The following is a 20,635-nucleotide window of genomic DNA, read 5'->3' as shown; positions in this document are numbered from 1 at the left end:
CCGGTGAAAGACGACATTTTGAGAATTTCTAAGGGCAACAACATAACAGGGAGCCGGAACGATGCCGCTGTTGAGTACCAACAAGCTCCATGAGCTGACAGGCAAAACCCACCGAACCATCAAGGCTCGGCTGGAAACTATCGAACCGGTGATTGAAGGTCGCAGCCACCTGTACGAGAGCAAGACCGTTTTGCCTTTGCTCTACGATGCGGACAAAACCGCCGGTGACTATGACCTGGAACAGGAACGAGCACGACTGGCCAAGGAGCAGGCCGATGGTAAGGCGCTGGACAATGCCCGAAAACGGAAAGAGCAGCTGGACGTACCCACCATGGTGGAGCTGGTGGCCGGTGAATACGCTTTCGTCCGTGCCAACCTGATTGCCATTCCCGGCAAATACTCACGACGGCTGGCGTTGATGGATTCCCCAACGGAAGTGCAGGAGCTGCTGATGGAAGTTGTCACCGAAGCGTTAAAGGAGCTGACCGCCGATGAGCCAGGCAGTATTAAATCCCGATGCGATTGACTTCGCCCGGCAGCTGCTGGCCAGGGCTCGGCGGGAAAACCTGAAGCCACCACCCAACATGGGACTGGTGGAGTGGGCCGATACCTATCGCTACCTGTCAGCGGAGTCATCGTCCGAGCCGGGCAAATGGAAAACCGGCAATGTGGAGGTGTGCCGTGGCCCCATGGAGGCTTATTGTGACCCAGCGGTGAAGGTGGTGACGGTGATGTGCTGCACCCAGCTGATGAAAACCGAGCTGATCAACAACATCGTCGGCTATCACATTGACCTCGACCCAGCCCCCATGATCGTGATGCAGCCCAATGAAAAGCTGGGTGAAGCCTGGTCAAAAGACCGGTTCAGTACCATGTTGCGTGATTCACCCACCCTGAAGGGGCGAATCCGGGGCGATAAGATTCTCCATAAAACCTTTGCCGGTGGTCATGTATCCATCATCGGCAGTAATGCCCCGGGGGATCTTTCCATGCGTCCGGTTCGTGTGGTGCTCTGTGATGAGGTGGACAAGTACCCGGCCTCTGCCGGTGATGAAGGGGACCCGATCTCCCTGATTGCAGAACGGCAGGCGGTGTTCTGGAATGCCAAGCGGGTGCATGTCTGCAGTCCCACCATTGAGGGGAAAAGCCGGATAGCCCGTGAATACAAATTGTCGGATCGGCGGGTGTTTGAAGTGCCCTGTCCGTCCTGCGGTCATCGTGAAGAGATGGTCTGGGCCAATGTGGTGATTCCCAAAGACGACAACGGCAAAAAACTGCCGGAGCAGTCTCACTATCGTTGCCCGCACTGTGAAACCGCCTGGACGGAACCCCAGCGACAGCAGGCCATTACCCAGGGAAGCTGGCGGGCAACCCGCCCCTTTACCGGTCATGCCGGGTTCAATGTCTCGAAACTGGCCAGCCCGTGGGAGAGCATTCCCCAGCTGGCAGAAAAGTGGATCAATGCCCAGGGCAATACCCAGCTGTTGAAAACCTTTATCAATACCCAGCTGGCCCAGACCTGGAAGCAGAAAGGCGATGCACCGGAGTGGAAACGACTTTATGACCGTCGGGATGATTACCTCATTGGCAGGGTGCCCGAAGGGGGACTGTTCCTGACCGGAGCGGCGGATATACAGAAAAACCGGATTGAGATCGAGATTGTCAGCTGGGGGCGAGGTAAACGGTCATGGTCTGTGGATTACATCGTGATCGAGGGAGGCATTGAAACTCAGGAAGTACAGGACCAGCTCAGCCGATTGATCAACGGCACCTGGAAACACGCTAACGGTGTGGAAATGTCCCTGCTGCGTTTTGCCATCGACACCGGCTACAACGCCCAGGTGGTTTACAACTGGGTGCGTAAACATCCGGGGCTGGTGATGGCGATCAAGGGGATGCCTCCAGGCCCCTACCCTATCCTCTGTCGTCCATCCTATGTGGATCTCAATTTTGAAGGTCAGCATGTGCAGAAAGGGGTGCAGCTCTGGGGCATTGGCACCGATGCTGCCAAGACAGAACTCTACTCCTGGCTGCAGCTGGATTTCACAAAAGACAATGATTCGTCATCACAGCCGCCCGCTGGCTATTGCCGCTTTCCCCAATACAACGAAGACTATTTCAAGATGCTGACTGCCGAGCATCTGGTGGAAAAGCAGACCAAACGGGGGATGCAATACGGCTGGGAGAAGTTCCGGGAGCGCAACGAAGCCCTGGACTGCCGGGTCTATAACCGTGCTGCGGCTGCCGCCGTAGGTATCGACCGGTTTGAAGAAGAGCACTGGCGGGAGCTGGAACAGGCGCTGGGGCAACCCTCCACATCGTCGTCTGCTACCTCATCACCAGCGGCAGAACAGCAACGTACCCGCAAAGGAAGATGGATAAAACGCTAATGGCCTTTACACAACAGCAACTCACTGCACTGGAAGATGCCATCGCCATGGGTACCCTGGAGGTGGAGTATGGCGACAAGAAAGTCCGCTATCGCAGCCTGACCGAAATGATGCGGATCCGGGACATGATGCGCCGGGATATTGAGAAGCCCCAGCACGCCAGGGTGGTTTCATTCAGCAAGGGATTACAATAATGGCCAGAAAAACGGGTGAGGAGATGGGACTTTACGAGCGGTTATTGATCAACGTCGCTCCCCGTTTTTACATGCGACGGCTGCAGGCCATGAGCGCGGCCAATGTGTTCAAACGCCGGTATGAAGGGGCGGCCAAAGGACGCCGGACGGAGGGCTGGGTCGCCCATGGCAGTTCTGCCAATACCGAAATCGGCAAAGACTTTCAGACGTTGATGTTCCGCAGCCGGGATCTGCTACGGAATAATGCCTGGGCACGGCAGGCACAGCGGGTAATCCGGAACAATGTGGTCCGTTATGGCATTGTCGCCGAGCTGAAAGGGCAGAACCAGAAAGCCCTGAAAAAGCGTCAGAAGCTTTGGCGTAGCTGGGCTGAGTCCACCCAGATAGACGCCGATGGCCAGAGAAATATCTACGCCCTGCAGGCACTGGCCATGAACACCATTTTTGAGTCTGGTTCGGTACTGATTCGTCGTCGTCGCCGTCGGGCCAGCGATAACCTGGCCGTTCCCCTGCAGATCCAGGTACTCGAACCGGACTGGATTGATACCGGCAAAACCCAGACACTGGATAACGGTCACAAGATCGTCCAGGGCAAAGAGTTCAATGGCATTGGTCAACTGGTGGCATACTGGTTGTTTGATCAGCACCCTGGTGACTATCACCACTTCCGCCACTATAACGTCCAGTCCCGTCGGGTGGATGCCTCGGAAATTCTCCATGTGTTCGACTCGGACCGGCCGGAACAGATTCATGGCGTGCCCTGGCTTGCTGCCTCCATGCTCAGGCTTCGGGATTTTGATGAGCTGCAGGATGCCAAGCTGATGCAGCAGAAAATTGCCAGCTGTTTTGCTGTGCTGGTAAAGGGTACCGATGCCAACAGTGTCTCACTGCCCAAGAAAAGCAACGGTGACCCGACGCTGCCAGTGGACTCTATTGAGCCGGGCATGGTGGAGTATGTAGGGCATAACGACATCACCACCGTGACACCGCCCGATGCGGACAACGGCACCGACTATACCCGCACCCTGTTGCGTGAAATTGCCATGTCGTTTGGTATCACCGCCGAACAGCTAACCGGTGATTACTCCCAGGTAAACTTTTCCAGCGCCCGAATGGGGCGATTGGAGTTTGTAGCCAATGTGGAGCACTGGCAGTGGAATATGCTGATTCCCGGTTTCTGTGAACAGGTCTATGGCTGGTTTGATGAAGCGGCCCGATTGATTGGTGAGTACGAACCGGTCACTGCCGAATGGACGCCACCGGCAGTGCCTGCCCTGGATATGGAGAAAGAGGGCAAGGCAATCCGGGAGTATATCCGTGATGGCCTGATGACCCAGTCGGAAGGCGTCCGTCGTTTGGGTTATGATCCGGTGAAATTCTTTGAAGAGTATCAGGGTGATCTTAAGCGGTTGGATAAGATGGGGATTGTGTTGGATACGGACCCCCGGAAAACCGCTCGCGGGGGGACGTTGCAGCCTCAAACTCAGCAGGATGAATGACTTTAACCGATAAGAAAGTCTCTTAATGGGTTTTGAGGCTTTTCTTTCTCTTTTTGCTCATTTAGCCAGGTATCTATTGTAACTAGGACTTACGCATTGACAACAGGCTCTAAAATTTGATAATGCCAAAAAACAGATGTCTTCAGGGATGAAAGTGAGAACTACCACTCGACCGACCACTGCACGATGCACTCTTGCAAAATACATTGGCTTTTTGATTAGTGAGCCAAAATCATCAACATGCACAAGACTGGCCGAGGTTACCGACTTTTCTCACGATAGCGCAAACCGCTTTCTTAAGCGTGAAAACTATCAGCCCAAAGATATGTACGATGAAGCAGTCAAAAGTTTAAACCCTATTGGCGGCACCCTGAGCGTTGATGACAGCGTGCTCGACAAACCTTATAGCTACTCCGTGGCACTGGTTGGCCACTTTTGGTCGGGTAAACATCACCGAGTGGTTAAGGGAGTTAACCTCATCACCCTTTATTACACCGACGTATCCGGGCGCCATATGCCGGTGAATTACAGGATATACGACAAATCGGAAGACAAGACAAAAAACGACTACTTCCGTGAAATGTTGATTGAAGTGCTGGTATGGGGGCTGAAGCCAGCGTTCGTTACCGGTGACTCCTGGTACAGCTGCACGACTAACCTGAAGACGATTAAAAACCATCAGACTGGGTTTATGTTTGCCGTTGAGAAAAACAGGACAGTATCACTGGAAAAAGGTAAATGGCAGCAGGTTCAACACCTCGACATCCCCGACAATGGTCTGGATGTATGGCTCAAAGACTTCGGTAAGATCCGGTTGTTCAGGACGATGCTAAAAGACCAGCGTCGCCACTACGTGGTTTACTTGCCAGAGGAAGTCCCTTTTGAACGCAATGACTTCAAGCAGATCCATGACCAGCACTGGCAGATCGAACAGTTTCACAGGGCGATCAAGCAGGTTTGCCATATTGAGCACTTTCAGGTTCGCAGCGAACGACCCGTCAGAAACCATATATTTGCTGCAATTTTAGCTTTTGTTTATCTCCAGAAAATGCAGATAGAGCAGGAGTTTACGAATATTTATCAGCACCAACGGGGGCTGTTTAAAGAGACAATAGGCGCTTTCATTGAGAGTTTTGCAAAGGGGAAGGATCACCTCCTACCAAAATTTATCGGTGTCATCAATGCGTAAGTCCTAGTAACGTTAACCAGATTCCCCTCATAGCGGTCTCCGAATAGGACTGAGTAAAATAGGTCTTGATTTTCTTTCTTCAGGTTTTGATAAATGACAGGAGAGATTTGTATCTCTTTATTTGAGTCTTTATTACCTTTAGAACAAAGAGCGGATGCTTGATTAACGACATCACCCATCCATACCACATCGTTAATGCCACTACCGTTGTATCCAGCTTTAATCATCAATGCTCTGCCGTAATCAATACCTATCCCAACGTCTATTGATGCATAGCCCTTCTTTTGGAAACGCCAATTCATCACGTCTATAACCGAGCTGACCCTGGCAGCAGCGCTGATTAGTTTATCAATATCATCTTTCTGAGGTGTATCGAAAACTCCCCAGACACAGTCACGGCTAAGTTACCGTTAATGGTTGAATCAGCTAAACTCCCATAAAATCTACGTTGTAGGGGAGTGATATGCAATCTGAACTCTTCCAGAATTTTATTGATTCCATTTCAACATTAACCAGTGAACAGCGAGACATTCTTAACAACTCGCTCCTTAGTACTCAAATAGAGGTTACCGAGGTAGTAGAAACCACTGACTCTGAACCTGTTTACAGTGAATCTATACCCAATAACGATAATGCAACACCTGACGTAGAAAAGAGCATACTTGCCCAATTTGCCGAAAACCCCAGGTGCCCCAAATGCAAAAGCCATAGCGTTGGTCGCTGGGGCATACGAAATGGCCGACAGCGCTACCACTGCAAGACTTGCGACTCAACGTTTAACGCCTTTAGTGGAACGCCTTTGGCAAGGCTCAGGCACCCTGAAAAATGGAACAAGTACCTCGCAGGTATGACTCACTCTATGGTCTTGCGACCAGCTGCTGCTGAGAATGCCATTGACTTGAAAACTGCGTTCCGCTGGCGTCACCGCTTTCTTGAAGTGATTAATAATGATCAAGCAGAAGAGCTTTGTGGCATTACTGAGCTTGATGAAACATTTTTCCGTGAATCCTTCAAAGGGCAAAGAGAAGGCCTTCCACGGCCAACCCGAAAGCGGGGTAATGATCCCAACAAAGCCCGAAAAGTCCCGGTAATGGTGGCTCGGGACCGTAATCGAAATACCGTTGACGGTGTATTAGAAAACGAAAGTGCTAATGAATTGTGCAGGCATTTAAATGGCCGCATATCGATACAGGCCACGGTCTGTGCGGATGCACACCTCGCTCACGAAAAACTTGCTGACAAGCTTGGATTTGTCTTCAAGGAGCTGGTGACATCAGCAGGTCAACATGTTGTTGAAGGCATCTACCACATCCAGACTGTAAATTCTTATCACAGTCATTTAAAACGCTGGATTGGCGGCGTATTCCAAGGGGTTGCAACTCGTTACCTTCCCCATTATCTGGCCTGGAGGCGAGAACTGACGGCAGCAAAAAAATTAACTGTTGGCCGGTTGATCAGCAGAATTACTGAACATTGGTGCTTCCAACCATTAACGGTAACTTAGCCCACAGTCACCTTGAATATTAATCTCGCTGACTTTTGGGTGACCTTTCATAACAGCAACCAGCTCAGAAATATAGGCGCGATAGATCTTGGCTAATGTTGGTCTTCTATGTTTTTCGGTAAGCTCTTTTGAGCCTCGGATATCAACAAACATAGCACTGCACTTAACGTAAAAACCATTCGTATATGTCAGGCTGTCCCGTGAGGGAATAGAGCCCTTTTCTTCAAAATTGTTGTCAGAAGAGTTCAGGATCTCTTTGATCCGATCAACACTGTCCAGATATTTGAATTCTGAGTGACTGGCTTTCATATCCGTTTATACCAGAGTGAGAGTGAACAAAATCCATGGAACCAGCGAGGATACGAAGCCGCGCATGGAGTAGGTGACATTTTTATACTTTCTGTCTGCGATTTTTGAGTTGATATAGATCTGTCTGGACAGCTCTTTTTCGACAGTCTCAGGTGTCACAAAACTGTTGTTGAAGTGGCTCTGGTAAGAGTCTGCAGTGGCAAAATTAGCGATGGCACCAAAGTAGACAGGCGATGGTGTGCCAGTAACGTTTAGCCTTGGGTTAATGCAGATGAACGCAAAAAACAGTGAAATAACATTCAACAGCAAGCCTGAAATAGCCAGTGCTTTGGTGAGTCCAGAGGTGTCAATAGAGCCATCAAAGGCTTTGTACAGCAGGCCAATAAAGACCCCTTGAACGGCAAGAAGTGTGTAGGCCTTGGTATCCGAATAACGAATCCATTCATTGACCATCCCATAGGTCTTCCAGAGTCGGTCTTCTATCCGTTGAGCTGTGTTGTCCATTGACTACTTTTCACTATAAGTTTTTGGATGTTTATTCTATTCGTTAGATTAAAAGTTTTCACTCGTTACATACCGTGATCCCATACTCTCAGATTCATATGAATCTCTGGACGACGAATGTGAACCGGTCAAAATGAGAAAATACAGGCTTTCTGTTCCGACAGCGGTTGTGAAGAAAGTAGAGGCAGCCGGACAATAGGCCGGCTGAGAAGGGCAGAGGTTATTTTTTCAAACGTTCAGGGGGGGGGTCTATGAGCTGAAAGTCAACATCTCTTGTCTCCCTGAACTCTATCTGAACAACACCACCGCGATCCTTGGTTCGATAGAATGTGAAATAACCATCCTCACCAAAACATATCGGATCCTTAGGGTTGAAGAGTTGCAGCTGCTTAATTAGCTCACCAACAGTAATTTCTGGCATAGTTCAATCAGCCCCCGCAGGTTTCGCTGACATTGGCTGATACCAAGGTAGGAGAGCCATAAAGCTCAATTTCTTCTCCCCTGAGATTGTTATGATGCTTGCACAACGGAATGATGTACCAGTCATTGTCATAGGAAGAAATTTTCTGAACATGTGCACCAACAGTTGCTTCATTAGTGCATGATTCCTCAACACATAGTGATGCCTTTTCTTTGCTGAACAGTTCCCAATGTTTCAACCAGCTTCCACAGCGACAATCATGATCGCTGGTGCCATTAATATTTCTAACTCTCACAACGTTACTCCTTGGTTGGAAGTGCCAGACTATAAAAAAACGACATGCCATGACTACAACAGAAAAATATTGTGCTGAGGAATACTGACTTGTGACAAAAAATGCCTCCGCCTGAACTACCACTACTCCCAACCCCTTCCCCCCCTGCATACCCTGACTCTTGATCACATCTCTCCAGCGCTGAACTGCCGGGCTATCTGCCAGGTTTTTACCCGATCCTGCAATTTCGCCCAGCCTTCCCATACCACTAACCAGCCGGGCTGCCCTGTATGCTTTGAATCACCCCAACCACCAAGCCGAGCAATCGTTTGAAGCAGCCAAGTGACTGTTGGCGGCTTATCGGGCAACGCTTTTTTTTCATAGGTTAGCCAGAGAACCTGCCATTCATCATCACTGACCACCTCATTCGCGAGTGTTTTTTCACTCCAAAGCTTTCTGTCTTTGTGCTGCCTGTCATTCGGTAACATTAATGCTTCACGGATTTGCATTAGTCTGACAGCGACAAACATTAATATGACCGCAAGTCGTTCAATGTTATCCGGAGATTGCAGACGAAGCCTTTCTACTCCTGCTCCCGATTTCCAAGCCTTATGGAACTCTTCTATTCGCCATCGGAGCTCGTAAATCGAATGATAGAGCGACAGTCTTCGAATGTTTCAATATCTTCAGTTGTCAATAGTACCCAGTGCAAACGGTCTTCGGAGTCATTGCCAATCTCTTCAGCCGACACAATATTCATAGTTACCGGTTCCGGCCTGCCGCCTGGCCTTTGCGGCGCCTGTATTGTCATCTTCTTTCTTTTGACCTGCAGCGTTGCCTTTCGCTTCTTTCTACCTCCTTTTTGAGGAACCACTATCGTATATTTCCCCAACACTTCAGTCTGAGCTAAGGAATCAAATAATAAGAGTTCGCCATCCACCAGGATTCTGTTTTGTGTAGCTCTTACAACAAACCGCTGTCGGTTATCCAGTTTGTAGTGCATATATTCGTATATATCCGCCTCCCGGTCGCAAACACTGATGATGTCAGGCATTTTACCCCCCATCCTTTGTTCTGTGTTTTCAGAGGCTCTTTGCCACTTAAAGCTTTCCTTTCCCTCGTAAGGTAGCTGACGACGTTGGTTCTTTTTCCCCCGCTGAACGTCCTCTCTAACCCATCGTTCTTGATCAATAAGCCCAATGCTTCGCTCTGTATCCGCATCAACCAAGAAGACAGAGTGGACGTGGAATCCTCTGGTTTTAGAGCCTTCAGGACCTCCAAGATCACCAAGCTCGGATCTGACAGCATGTTTATAACCCAGGGTTGTTGTATCTTCGAGAGCCAGAAGTAGGCGAGACTGTCTCGCTATTTTGGCAGTTGCCTGAAAGCCTGCCTCAGCTATTGCTTCAGGCTTTACGGCCTCATTCTCAATCAGCCGGTAAGCTCCAGTTACCAGTGCGGTATAACCTTCGCATGAAGATGACAAAGAATTACCGGTATGAGCTGAAAGCTCGGCAGCAACTTTGACAAGTCGTTTTGTACGTCGAGTATCGCCCAAATCAGCACATCCAAAAGTTAGTTCTGACCATGGTTTAGGAGAAAGTGGAAGCATGACCTGTTTTATCAGTGAGAAATGATAGAACAAGGTAGCTATTTGTGATCAAGAGACAGCTAACAGGGGGGTAAATAAGACCGTCCTCGACTTTGTGACGTGCTCTATACCCGCCTATTCCGTGTTCCGGGGTATTGACCATATTGAAAGCAAGTTTCGCCCGGAAGAACTGAAGCCTGGCTATGAAGCGCACATTAAACACATTGCCGATACAGTGCTGGGAATGAAGCTCGCCGCCTTCCGTAGCGAGTGCCGGAATATGTACCGCTATCATGTGCCATTATGCACACAGCGGGGAGAATACCTGTCAGGCTCATTCATTGCCTATGGGGGCAATGGCGGGCTGTGTATCTCACTGTCAGGGGTTGGTTGCCAATATCTGTTTCAGCAACCGGGAGCCGCTTACCGGCTGCATGCTTATCTGGAATTGATGAAAGGCCGGTTGAGTCGGGTCGATGTGGCGCTGGATGGCTTTCAAGGAGAGTTTACTCCTGTCGGCGCTTATGACCTGTATAAGTCAGAACCCTGTCAATTCACCGCAGGCGGCCGTGGTCGTAGACCGGAAACGGTAGAAAGCCATTCCAACTGTAAAACCGAGATAATGACCGGCTTTATCGTTGGCTCTAAACACAGTGCCAAGATGCTACGGGTCTACCGTAAAGGAGAGCAGATAGATAAACACTCCAATAGTCTATGGTGTCGGGCTGAAGTGCAATTCAGGAACCGGGGGCGATTTATCCCGCTGGATATTCTGATCAATCCTGATGCGTATTTTGCCGGGGCGTACCTGTATACCCACAGTTTGCTCAATGATGTGATGGCAAAACAGGGAGAAGCCAAGACCACAGCCCAACGGATCGCCACCCGATCCATTAGTGAGTTCGCCTTGCTCTACCAGTCAGCCAAGCGACATTTAAAAAAACAGTATGGAAAACTCATTAATGTGATGGTGACTATGGGGCAGACCGCAGAAGAGATTGTTAACGGGATTATTCGTGATGGCGTACCGGGCAGGATGAAAGATCAATACATGGTGCTTAATGGGGTGGTGACTGCCTGCCCGTAATAGAAGCCCTCACCCTGACACAGAGCCGTACTTTGAGACACGCAGACAACGTTTCGGGATAACTGAAAGGGCGGGCTACTTATGAGCATAGTGCAGGTTTTTAGACGGGCAATGTTGACTGGTGTCTTGGTCGTTTCGGATGAAGACGCTTCGCGGTGGCCTTCTCATTGACACCCGGAACCCTGCTATCAATGTAACAACCGGGGCAATGGAGCCGAAACGACCACCATACTTTACCATTAGATACCGGGCAACATAAAGCCAGCCGTTACCGTGTAACAATAGATAGTACCTTGGCTCAAAAACAACCGTTTTACGAGCCTACTTATAACCCCTTAATATATGGCTCATAAAAATAGGGTTTACATTGCGAGCCAGTTAAATATAATGAGCCAACATTAAATGAGCCAAGGATTTTATAAATGGGTCGTACATTCGCCTATTGCCGTGTATCTACGCTTGAACAAACTGTAGAGAACCAGAAGATCGCTATTGAGACTGCTGGTTTCCAAGTACCAGAAAATAGGGTTATCTCTGAAACTATCAGTGGTAGTTGCCAAGCCATGCAAAGACAAGGCTTCCAACAACTCATAGAACACAAGATGGAGTCAGGCGATACACTGGTTATCCTGAAGTTAGACCGCCTTGGTAGAGACATGATTGATGTTATGGAGACTTTGCACCAACTCAGTGATAAAGGGATAAGCCTTATCAGTCTTGATCTTGGAGCAATTGACCTGACTTCCCCAGCCGGAAAGCTGCAAGTGCAAGTTATGGCAGCCGTTGCAGAGTTTGAAAGAAACCGTATCCGGGAGAGAACAAAGGAAGGTTTAACCAGAGCCAAGGCAGAAGGGAAAAAGCTTGGCAGGCCAAAAGCAGACGCAGAGAAAATAGAAGCGGTAAAGGATTGCAGGCAGAACCAAGGGCTATCCATTGCACAGACAGCCGAGAAGCTGGGAATATCTGTAGCCACAGTAAAGCGATTGCAAAAGGCTGCATAAGCAGCCTATTCAAATCCACTGTTAACCTTCAAACCATCAGCCCCTTTGATCGAAAAAAGTGGGGGTAAATAGAAATATCATGATGACATATTTTTATAGATTTTTTGTTTTATATAGTCGGCAGCTATCAAAAAACATAGGGGTATCAGTGGGGGTATCGTTTTTTCTGGATTTCTGAAAGCCTCTGGTAGCAGTGGCTTGAGAGGTGTATTCAAATCCTCTCACGGACCAGAAGCCTTTCCCTCACCTGTAAGGTTTCGGTGAACCCATATAGAGTTCCCATTTTTCAAGGGTTGTAGCGATATGGTTATGTCGTACTAAAAATAACATTCCTTGATTCCCAAGGGTTTGCGAGCGCCACCAATGAGTTTACCGAAACCTTACCGTCACCTTCCTTTAAAGTCCACAACCCCTTGATTTTACTGGCTTACAGCCTATCTGTACTTCCGTGGCCGTTTGCTGAAAACCGCCGGTATCCTTAAAATTTTGGGGTACGGATGGGGGTATTTTCAAGACTTAAAAAATCGATACCACCAATCCTCATTTTCGATACCTCCATATTCTCTAAACCCCCTGCAAACCGTGGGCTGTAGATGGTGGTGTTACATCACCTTGGTTGTCTATGCGATACCGCAAAGGTCACTGTACACGACAATTTTCATGAGGCTTCTCCCACCTGACTTCAAATAGCAGTTCCACTGCTCCGCATATAACGGCGAAACGTGCGGCAATATCTGACCAGTCCAGCTCGTTAAGAAAATCATCGATTAATGATCGAAGCTTTCTGGGCAGGCTGCTCCAAGAGTTTATTTTTTACTGGTAAGCCAACCATATTTTGGCATTTCAGAAGGACGTGAAAAAGCACCGAAAAAATCAAGCGTCTTCATGGTTATGGATGCCTATCCAAATGGAACTTTCGTAAAAACTTCAGGTCACATTAATAAAGGAACTTCGGCTCAGGGTTTCAGTATTGATAGGAAATTGGAGTGAATTATGGACGTTCAGATTGGCGGAGACTCAGCTAAATCTTTATTTAACCCGTCGGAAAAAAAGATACGGCCAGATCATCAGCCAAAGCCAGTGGCTATCGGCGCTGAAATCGTTAAAGTGGATTTACCTTCATCTCAGGTTCCGGTGTCTGGCAAAAAAAGGACCGTATGCTCGACGGGTTCATTACAGTCAAAGCCCACCCGCTCCTTTGATTTTCGTTTTGTTACCAATGATAACCAGGTTCGATCGCTTTTATCAGCACGGACCCACGATGAAAATCGGGATGTGGTGATTATTTCCCATCCCGATGACCTGTTACAGGCCAATCTGGTGAGCCGGTTGAGCATTTCCGGCGATGGCTGTCATTCTTTGCAACCGGGCAAGCTGTTTGTCGCTGACCGGCCATTGACCCTCGTTATTGATATCCGCACCCTCACCAGTGAGGAACTGCCCAGGTTTAATGATTTGCTGGACCCGGACAACCCGTGTCTGTATGACCGGGTGAGCCAGAAGAAACGCCCCCTGGGGGGCCATATTGCTCTGCTGGTGGTGGCAGACCCTGAACAGTTGGCAGCCGTTGGCAAGAGTGACGAAGCACCGGGCGCTGATTTCTGGCGGCGCATTAATCGACCGGGGAATACCTGGCAGTTTGACTCACTGGCCGGTAATGGCCAATCCATGGAGAGCGGCGATGTACCTCTGGTCGATGTACCTCCGGTACTGGCTGAATTCCCCGATGCTATGGGTGCTTCCGATGACGCTTCCGATGACGATAGTATTGTCGTTATTGACTGTCATTTGCACGGCAGCTGGCGACAGCTGCTGTTCGGTGGCCCCGGAGTGGATCAGCAGGGGCGAATCCAGCATATTCCGGGCAAGCTTGAGCAGTTGCAGGCCGGGCAACGGGTGATTCTCAAAGGCGCCAACTGGCAGGATCTGGCATTTGAACAGACGATGCGCCAGCTGCTGGCGCACAAGCACTACGAGAGCAACGGGATTCTCTGTCATTTGCCGGACGATGTTCAGTTTTACCAGATGCCGTTAGGGGATGATGAGCTTTACTCGCTGTTCCGGACCGTGACTCAGGGGGAGGAGAAGCGTGAGAAGGGGCTTTTCCGTAACCCGCCAGGCAACCCGTTAATCATTAACCAAGGCAATATTACCGAATGGTTGAACCCCATTGCCATCGCCCGGGAAGGCTATGCCGTACCGAACACCCGTCTGTTGGAACGGATTCAGGCCGGTGATGTGGTGACGGTGACGTCTCCCCTCAGTGAGGCGTTATGGTTCCGTTTGCTGGGTGCACTTCAGACTATCCGCCAAACCACAGGTGTAGAGCCCTGCCTTCAGGTTGCCTGTACCAGGCAACAGCCGAAGGCTCTCCGGTTGGTAGAAGAAAATGAGGAGCAGCTTCTGCCCATTAACCTTCACCAGGCGGATAAGTGTGGCGATCATACCCTCTTTAGTGCGGTCACTTACCAGCAACAGGCTCAGGCTACTCACTGGATAAACAGCCAGCAGCAAGCCCCCCTGGTGATTCAGGTCCATGAGCAGACCAGCTTCAGCCAGCTGTTTGACAACATCCATATGACCTCGGAGAAGAATGGCTATTTTGGTCGCCGTCAAAGTGGCTTACAAGCGGCCCTGACCGCTGGCAGGCCCGTGGTATTCCGGGGTCTGGAGAGCAGCCCAAGGCTCCAGCAGCTGCTGGAACCTATGATGTGCGGGCAACCGTTGCTGGTTCATGGCCAGTTACAGGCTTACCCACAAGCCCGTGTCACACTGCTCTGGCCTGAGGGTGCGCAAAGCCCATCCCCGGTGTGGCGTTCGATGATCGCTGCCGGTGAACCCTGTCCTGAGCTGGATATCTGGGATATCACGGCAGTAAATCATGGTATTCCCCGGGCTGAGTTGCCAGAGCAGGTGCTTGACCAACTCTGCGCAGCCTTCGCCACCGTACCTGCCAACCTTTGTAACCCGCTGCCGGCAATCACACAGGGGTTGCTGAACAACCTGGTACTGGCTGCCCGGCGGGCGCAGCAGGTTGATCGTGCCCCGCAGCTGCAACCCTGCCACTGGCGCAAGGCCATCGATAGCGTATTCACCCATGGCACCCGGCAGAATCGGTCAGTGCGTGATTTTATGAAGGTGGCTTGCTGGCAGTTATTGCCGGATGCAGAAGATACTGCCTGGGTAGATCTCCATGGTTTTAACACTGTGATTAACAGTGCCCGGCGTCTGGACCGGGATTTTGTTGAGCAGAATGTGTGGCAACTGGCCAGAGCCTTTGGCCCGGCGGCATTTGCCGATACCGAACTTAAACAGCTGAACCTGTACTATCCACGTCCATTTAACCTCGGGATCTTTGTTGAGTTTTTAGACATGATCTGTGCCTTGAAGTTAGACCCACAGGAGCCCGAGCAAGATGAATCGTTATCCTTCAGGCCCTGCCGTCAGATTAAACGACTGGAAGATGCCCTGGCTTCTGGCTGGCAGTTACGCCCGTCATCCTTCAGGACCCGGCGTGATGCCATTCATGCCCTGGCCGCTGACTGTTTTGACATCAGCACAGGAACGTGGGAAACAGCAAATCACGAAACAGAATGCATTGGACGTATAGCACAGCGCCTGTCTCAATCACTTGATTGGAAAGGTTCCGCTGATCCGCCATGGTCGTTGCTGGCCCGTGATCTTTATTATGGTTCGATGAACCAGAAGGACCGGGAGCATCGTCGTTTATCCAGGCTCCATGACCGGCTTGTGGACTCCCCCGTCATTTTTTTGCAGGGGGAGACAGGGGCCGGTAAAAGTTATTTTGCCGCCAGGATGGCCGGGGCATCCGGAGGGGCTTCGGTGATGTCTCTCGGACCTTCCGACAGCGAACAGACCCTGATGAAACGCTGGCAATGGCAAGAGCAAGCTGATGGCGACCGTTGTATGGCGCAGCAACATCGGGCACTGATGGAATGGGCCCATACTCAGCCCGACAAAGACGGACGGTATGTCACCCTGGTGCTGGATGAAGCTAACCTGGCGAACGCCGGGTTGTTGGCTTCTCTGAATGGTTTATGGGAACCGGAACCTTGTATCTATGTTAACGGTCACCCGGTCAGGGTGAGCACCCGGCACCGGGTGATCCTGACCGGTAACCCGGATCATTATGCCGGGCGCCAGTTAGATCCGGCACTGAAAGAAAAACTGCCCGGGGCCTACTACCCGCCGTTAGACATGGCTTTTCTCAGGGACCGGGTGGTTGAGCCTGCCCTGCTGCGGCAGTTACAACGGCATTTGCCAGAACAGCAAGCAGGTGACATTGCGCATCGCGCCACCGACAGTGTGATGGCCCTTTGGCAGTATTATCCGGAATGTCTGCCGGAGCATGCGTTTACCCCCAGGGACCTGACGGATATCTGTAGCTGGGTGGGTTGGTATCTGGACCGTGGGTTACCGGGTATGTACGGCCCTGTCACCCCGGAGCAAATGAACGGCCTGGTCTTGCAGAGCTTTCGGGATGTCCTGGGGGCGGAAGTGATGGATGAGAATCAGGCGTTCAGGACGGCACTGGAACTGTGGTTTTCTGCCCGTTACCCGGTGGACAGCACCTTGAGTGACCGCGTTCATAATCAGACCTTGGTGGATATACAGCGAGCGTTTATGCAGGTGACTGCACAAACCCGGCCTGAGTTTGATACCTCCGGTTCAGCGGTCAGTGAGCTGGTGCGTCGGCTTGGGCAGGATGTCAGCCGGTGTCAGCAGGCGCATCATCTCGGCAGGCCACATGGCGGCCGTCAGGCGACCTTGATTGAAGGCCCGGCCGGGCGGGGCAAGGATGTTACCCTGAACCTGTTGCTTGACAGTGTCAAACAGCAGGCTGAGCAACGGGGCGAATCCATGCCGGAGATATTTACCCTGAATGCCTGCGACTGCTCCTGGGACCAATTATGCGCAGCCATTGCGCATGCAAAAGTCAATGGCGGCATCGTGGTCATTTCTGAAATGAATCTGATCGATAGCCAGCATCTGGAAGGGGAACTCAACGATATTCTGGCCGGTGATGCCCATCCCGGCTTCCACCTGTTTGCCACCACCAATCCCCCTGAGTACAGCGGCCGAAAGCCACTGTCACCGGCGTTGAAAGGGCGTTTCAGGCATGTGCCTATCCGGCAATATAATCCGGCTGAACTGCAGACCATTGTGGCAAAAGTATTGCCACAAACGCCTCAGGGCAAGTCCGTGGCTGAACAGTTGACACACTGGCACTGTCGATTGCGGTGTTGTTTACAACGGCAAAAACGGCCGTTGCAGCCCACCAGTCTTGACCTGCAAAATGTGGCCAGGGCCGTCATTAACGGTGGGGATTTTACCGGGCATGGGGTGCGTCAATGCATCCATCATCACTATCAGCTGTATCTGATGGCGGCCAAAACATCCCTGGACGAACTGCCGGAATTACCGGCTACGTCGATGGGCAAAAGCGTGGTTGATCATACATTGTGCGATTGGCTCAACCGAACCGTTTCTGCCATTGACCGCCCCTGGTTGATACGTCGCAATGATGTCAACTGTCTCAATGAAAAACGCCATGTGATTGATGTTAAAGCGCATCTGAGTCAAGCAGAAGCGCGAACGGAAATGATCAGGATGGTGGCTCAGGCCCGGTGGCAGGCATCGGGACTTCCCCTCATGCCGGATTCCAGTGATGTGCTGATCCAGGGGCTTTATCGACACTGGCAGCGTCATTGGTTCAATCAAGAGTTTGGACAGACCGGAGTGGACGCCAATACGGTTTTTGCGCTGACCAATCAACAGGAACAAACGCTGAAAATGCAGGCTAACCAACCGCATCTGAAGGAGGCTGACAAGCAATTAAGTACATGGGATTCCAGCGATGTTTTTCTGTGGCCTGCTTTTTGGAGTAAATTGTCCCGGATTTTTTACGCGGCTCCTTATGACCGTTCCAAGTCAACTGTCTATAAGCTGGATTTTGACACCGATTATCAGCAGCAAGAGAAACCCCGGAAAGAATGCAGAAAGTATTTTAATGATGATACTGCTCCCTGTATGTATCGCTTGCGTGTCGATGATATGGACGTGGATAGTCAGGGTAATATTTTATTTCGTGTTCTGGAACACGGGGAGTATGGTCTTGAAACGGTGTTTCCCTCCATACTACCAGAAGGAGAACTCGTCCTGGACGAAGGACAGTGTCTTGGACGGATTGATCACCTCGATGTGCATGAGAATAAGTATTACCTCCTCCCGGGCCTGAACCCTGATGAAACGATCCCTGCTTTGCGAATAACACCATCCATGGATTTTCAGTTGAGCAAAGACCGTTACACCGGCCTTCACGCGGTGTATTTTTCCGATACTATTGATCACCAGCAGATTTCCATTGATTTTGTTGTAGAAAAGAGAAGTGTAAAATCATCGGTCGAAGCGTTGGACCTGTTTCAACAAGCGGGCGATGCAAGGCCAGATGGCACTGTTTCCGGACCCATGAAATTACAATTAACCAGGTTTTTTGACGGCTTTGAAGCATCCACTATGCCGGAGAATCAAAAGGAGCAGATTCGTCTCATTCAGCGGGCAGAGACTCTGGATGATCGTATTACAGCAATAGCAAGATATTGCAGTGATTTTAAGGGCATAGAAAAGTATAAACACAATGGTGATGATGGCGGTTTTTTTCATTTTCTGCTCTGGCGCAGACAGGGACGCTGTGTGCACATAGCGCCCATATTTGTGGCGCTCTGCCGCTATTTCGGAATTCCTGCCCGTATGGTATCAAATCAAGTCCACACATATTCAGAGTATTCCCAGGATGGCGGTATCAGCTGGCAGTCAAAGGACCTTGGAGGCGCTCCGGTACATCAAACATTAATCAAGCCTGTCTTTCAGCCTTGCAAGCGAGGCAGTTATTCCAGTACTGAGTCAGGGAAGATAAAGGATTTCCTGAAAGACGCTACTTTGGAACAACATCAGAGTCGGGCCAAAGCGTATAATCTGAGTCTTGAGCTGCTGCATGAAATCGTTGATGCAGGGTATACGACAGACATGTTTTTAGATACCCAATGGGTGGTATTGCATCTTTGGAGAAAAAAAAACCTGGCCGGTTTGTCTGCAAGTGTCGCCATACTCGAGGCAAAAGCGACATTGAGCCGGGAAGATAAGGCGTTGATTGGTGACGTGGGTGGTGACGGTGGTAATACCTATAAACCATTGTCGGATGCTGTAAGAACAATATTGTTCAACAGCGATGAAGACCAGGTGACCCAACATCTCAGGGCGCTCCATTCAAAAATGGTGGTTCATGGTGGCGCAAGCTCTCTTGACTGGTTGGGTTCAATCGTGGATATACTCAGCGGCAGTAATTTAGCACGCCCTTCGGTTATTCATTTTGCCCATGAAGCCTTGGAATCGGGTTGGTTAGATCCGCAGCCAACCGGCGATAGCCCGACTACCAGTATGCATCTTCACCTGTTGCTGGTATTGGTGTGCCTTGAGGGTGTCGATGGTCTGAAGACTAAGGCTGGCTGTTGCCTGAAAAATTGGTATCAGGAACTATTTTCCATAGAAAAAAATAGCCAGATATGGCAGCGTGCTTATAAAAACTATCAACAGAATCAGAGCGATCCCTTTGTCGTAACCCACTGTTGTGGTGGGATTTCACCCTTCCTTGAAACAAAAATTGCCAGCACCTCTTTACAATCCATATGGACTAATGAACCTGAGGGTGTGCCAGACATCGAACGACTGTTGGTGCATGATCCCGCATTTTCCCGGTTTTCCTCGGGCAAGGCTAACCAGCGTCCGGTGCTTATCGTGGGGCACCCTTTTTGGTACAGAACAGATGTTCGTGAAAAGGCCAAAGCCCTGCTTCAACAAAAAATTGAGAACAATTCAGCATTAAAGGAGCTAGCAGAAAAACAGAATAAATGTGACGAAATGGTAGAACAACGCAACGGTGAGCTGAGAGCATTGCAGAAGCGCTATGATCAAAAAGGTTCTAAAGCGTATAGGAAATGTTACGAAAAAATGCTAGAACAATGCAACGGTGAGTTGATAGCATTGGAGAATCTTTATGATCAAAAAGCTTCTAAAGCTAAATATCAGAGTGTTTTTGAAGAGCAGTCAAGCACTAGTCAACTGGAACGAGTAGATCAAACTGCGTTTGAGAAATATGAGTATGAGAAAGAACGCCAGGATATCATTAGTCGATACCAACCAGTTCTGGACTCCCTTATTGTCCCAATAAGCGAAACTGCAATTTTCCGTGAATTAGACGATAAATACCAGCAAGCAATTCAGCAGGCCTTCAGTCATTACCTCTATGGAATGACACATTCGAATGGTGGCCGTTTAACGTATTGCTGGGGTGATGCTCGCTTCCGATTTGCTGTTAATGATAAGGAAAATAACTATGGTGCTCATTCTCCATCCTCACCAGAAGAGCTGTATGCCATGATGGCTCAAATCAAAAGTGACGTCTTTTTTCAGAATTCTGTCAATGATACTTACTTGCGGCAGGTACACAACGCCAGTAATGCTCTGGTGCTCAAATCCGATGAGCTGACAAAAATTGCTGAAGAGTTTGTGAATAGTGTGGATTTGAGTTCGATTTATGACTCACTGGATACGTGATAACTCCTCAACAGGCCAAAGGTGCCATTGTTTAACCA

At 49.9% G+C, this 20,635-nt stretch carries 14 protein-coding genes and 1 pseudogene; 9 read left to right on the top strand and 6 right to left on the bottom strand.

Features of this window, described 5'->3' with window-relative positions:
- The first annotated feature begins 70 nt into the window (after positions 1-70).
- The 5 genes from MJO57_RS21000 (at position 71) to MJO57_RS20980 (ending at position 5,272) form a co-directional block, all read left to right on the top strand.
- Entirely contained in the window at positions 71-526 is a 456-nt protein-coding gene (locus tag MJO57_RS21000; protein WP_252018475.1) for a terminase small subunit, read from the top strand.
- Positions 492-2,390: a phage terminase large subunit family protein gene (locus tag MJO57_RS20995; protein ID WP_252018473.1), complete on the top strand. Its 1,899-nt coding sequence runs from the start codon at positions 492-494 to the stop codon at positions 2,388-2,390. The genes MJO57_RS21000 and MJO57_RS20995 overlap by 35 nt, the downstream gene beginning before the upstream one ends.
- Positions 2,375-2,584, top strand: coding sequence for a phage head-tail joining protein (locus MJO57_RS20990; RefSeq protein WP_252018471.1), 210 nt, complete (start codon positions 2,375-2,377; stop codon positions 2,582-2,584). Before MJO57_RS20995 ends, MJO57_RS20990 begins: the two co-directional genes overlap by 16 nt.
- Positions 2,584-4,083 (top strand): phage portal protein, encoded by a 1,500-nt coding sequence (locus tag MJO57_RS20985; protein WP_252018470.1) that lies wholly within the window; start codon positions 2,584-2,586, stop codon positions 4,081-4,083. The genes MJO57_RS20990 and MJO57_RS20985 overlap by 1 nt, the downstream gene beginning before the upstream one ends.
- 154 nt (positions 4,084-4,237) lie before the next feature.
- Positions 4,238-5,272, top strand: coding sequence for a transposase (locus MJO57_RS20980; protein ID WP_252026884.1), 1,035 nt, complete (start codon positions 4,238-4,240; stop codon positions 5,270-5,272).
- Here the strand turns inward: MJO57_RS20980 and MJO57_RS20975 are convergent.
- Positions 5,233-5,577 (bottom strand): hypothetical protein, encoded by a 345-nt coding sequence (locus MJO57_RS20975; RefSeq protein WP_252018468.1) that lies wholly within the window; start codon positions 5,575-5,577, stop codon positions 5,233-5,235. The genes MJO57_RS20980 and MJO57_RS20975 overlap by 40 nt on opposite strands.
- A gap of 158 nt (positions 5,578-5,735) precedes the next feature.
- On the opposite strand from MJO57_RS20975, the gene MJO57_RS20970 reads away from it, so the two are divergent.
- Positions 5,736-6,776 (top strand): IS1595 family transposase, encoded by a 1,041-nt coding sequence (locus MJO57_RS20970; RefSeq protein WP_252017335.1) that lies wholly within the window; start codon positions 5,736-5,738, stop codon positions 6,774-6,776.
- Here the strand turns inward: MJO57_RS20970 and MJO57_RS20965 are convergent.
- The 5 genes and pseudogenes from MJO57_RS20965 to MJO57_RS20945 all read right to left on the bottom strand — a co-directional run bounded on the left by MJO57_RS20965 (position 6,762) and on the right by MJO57_RS20945 (position 9,896).
- Positions 6,762-7,085 carry a hypothetical protein gene (locus MJO57_RS20965; RefSeq protein ID WP_252018466.1) on the bottom strand — a complete coding sequence of 108 codons (324 nt, stop codon included), beginning with the start codon at positions 7,083-7,085 and terminating at the stop codon, positions 6,762-6,764. The two genes, MJO57_RS20970 and MJO57_RS20965, sit on opposite strands and share 15 nt — an antisense overlap.
- 6 nt (positions 7,086-7,091) lie before the next feature.
- Complete coding sequence (locus MJO57_RS20960; RefSeq protein ID WP_252018464.1) at positions 7,092-7,589, bottom strand: Pycsar system effector family protein; 498 nt, start codon at positions 7,587-7,589, stop codon at positions 7,092-7,094.
- Between the two features lie 220 nt (positions 7,590-7,809).
- Complete coding sequence (locus tag MJO57_RS20955) at positions 7,810-8,010, bottom strand: hypothetical protein (RefSeq protein ID WP_252018463.1); 201 nt, start codon at positions 8,008-8,010, stop codon at positions 7,810-7,812.
- Between the two features lie 7 nt (positions 8,011-8,017).
- On the bottom strand, positions 8,018-8,455 hold the full coding sequence (locus tag MJO57_RS20950) for a hypothetical protein (RefSeq protein WP_252018462.1): 438 nt from the start codon (positions 8,453-8,455) through the stop codon (positions 8,018-8,020).
- 14 nt (positions 8,456-8,469) lie between these two features.
- Positions 8,470-9,896, bottom strand: a pseudogene (locus tag MJO57_RS20945) (IS4 family transposase).
- A 94-nt stretch (positions 9,897-9,990) separates the two neighbouring features.
- Between MJO57_RS20945 and MJO57_RS20940 the strand changes: the two are divergent.
- The 3 genes from MJO57_RS20940 to MJO57_RS20930 all read left to right on the top strand — a co-directional run bounded on the left by MJO57_RS20940 (position 9,991) and on the right by MJO57_RS20930 (position 20,597).
- Entirely contained in the window at positions 9,991-10,962 is a 972-nt protein-coding gene (locus MJO57_RS20940) for a replication initiation factor domain-containing protein (protein WP_252018461.1), read from the top strand.
- A gap of 422 nt (positions 10,963-11,384) precedes the next feature.
- Entirely contained in the window at positions 11,385-11,963 is a 579-nt protein-coding gene (locus tag MJO57_RS20935) for a recombinase family protein (RefSeq protein ID WP_252018460.1), read from the top strand.
- A gap of 1,080 nt (positions 11,964-13,043) precedes the next feature.
- Positions 13,044-20,597 carry an AAA family ATPase gene (locus tag MJO57_RS20930; protein WP_252018459.1) on the top strand — a complete coding sequence of 2,518 codons (7,554 nt, stop codon included), beginning with the start codon at positions 13,044-13,046 and terminating at the stop codon, positions 20,595-20,597.
- The last annotated feature ends 38 nt before the right edge of the window (positions 20,598-20,635 follow it).

This window comes from Endozoicomonas sp. SCSIO W0465 (genome assembly GCF_023716865.1).
In the GTDB taxonomy this organism is placed as follows: Bacteria; Pseudomonadota; Gammaproteobacteria; order Pseudomonadales; family Endozoicomonadaceae; genus Endozoicomonas.
This window is presented reverse-complemented; position numbering and strand designations above follow the sequence as displayed.